Genomic DNA, 1,337 nt, shown 5'->3' with positions numbered 1-1,337 from the left:
CAATCCATAGCTTCGGTGACAGGTTTGAGCCCCGGACATTTTCGGCGCAGGATCACTCGACCAGTGAGCTATTACGCACTCTTTAAATGTATGGCTGCTTCTAAGCCAACATCCTGGTTGTCTGTGCAATCCCACATCCTTTTCCACTTAACCTGTACTTTGGGACCTTAGCTGATGATCTGGGCTGTTTCCCTTTTGACTACGAAACTTATCTCCCGCAGTCTGACTCCCAGGAAGCAAATCTATGGCATTCGGAGTTTGATAGGGTTCGGTAAGCTTGTTGGCCCCCTAGCCCATTCAGTGCTCTACCTCCACGATTCTTCTCCTGAGGCTAGCCCTAAAGCTATTTCGAGGAGAACCAGCTATCTCCAAGTTCGATTGGCATTTCACCGCTATCCACAGCTCATTCCCCGTTTTTTCAACAACGGTGGATTCGGACCTCCACGGAATTTTACTTCCGCTTCATCCTGTCCATGGATAGGTCACCTGGTTTCGGGTCTACAACATGATACTATATTCGCCCTTTTCAGACTCGGTTTCCCTTCGGCTCCAGACCTTTAGTCCTTAACCTCGCATCATATCGTAACTCGCCGGTCCGTTCTACAAAAAGTACGTGGTCGCACCTTAACGTGCTTCCACCGCTTGTAAACATAGGGTTTCAGGTTCTCTTTCACTCCCCTCCCGGGGTGCTTTTCACCTTTCCCTCACGGTACTTCTTCACTATCGGTCACTAGGTAGTATTTAGCCTTGGGGGGTGGGCCCCCCTGCTTCCCACAGGGTTTCACGTGTCCCGTGGTACTCTGGATACCGGACAATCTTTCATCATTTTCACCTACAGGACTGTCACCTGCTCTGGCCCGACTTTCCAGACGGTTCGGTTAATGATGTCTGATCTTATTCCGGTCCACAACCCCGTATCATTTCTGATACGGTTTGGGCTCTTTCCCGTTCGCTCGCCGCTACTCAGGAAATCGAGGTTTCTTTCTCTTCCTCCGGGTACTTAGATGTTTCAGTTCCCCGGGTTTACCTTCTCATAACCTATGGATTCAGTTATGGATACCTGGGCATTACCCCAGGTGGGTTTCCCCATTCGGATACCCATGGGTCTCGGCCTGCTTTCGGCTCACCATGGCTTTTCGCAGATTGCTGCGTCCTTCTTCGGCTCCTAGTGCCAAGGCATTCACCCTATGCTCTTTCTAGCTTGATCTAAAGTTTACATTTGGTTTTTAACCTTGCGAAATCGTAGTGTAGTTGTCTACTTTACTTTAGTATCGTAGTCCTACTACCTCTACTATTTACTAAAATTGTTTTGCATTGTGTAGTTTTCAAGGTACAAA

At 48.5% G+C, this 1,337-nt stretch carries 1 rRNA gene; it reads right to left on the bottom strand.

Features of this window, described 5'->3' with window-relative positions:
- Positions 1-1,207, bottom strand: a 23S ribosomal RNA gene (locus tag HF312_21615); the annotation flags it as partial.
- Between the last annotated feature and the right edge of the window lie 130 nt (positions 1,208-1,337).

This window comes from Ignavibacteria bacterium (assembly GCA_025612375.1).
GTDB lineage: Bacteria > Bacteroidota > Ignavibacteria > Ignavibacteriales > SURF-24 > JAAXKN01.
The sequence above is the reverse complement of the archived record's forward strand: the minus strand, read 5'-3'. Positions and strand labels throughout refer to the sequence as shown.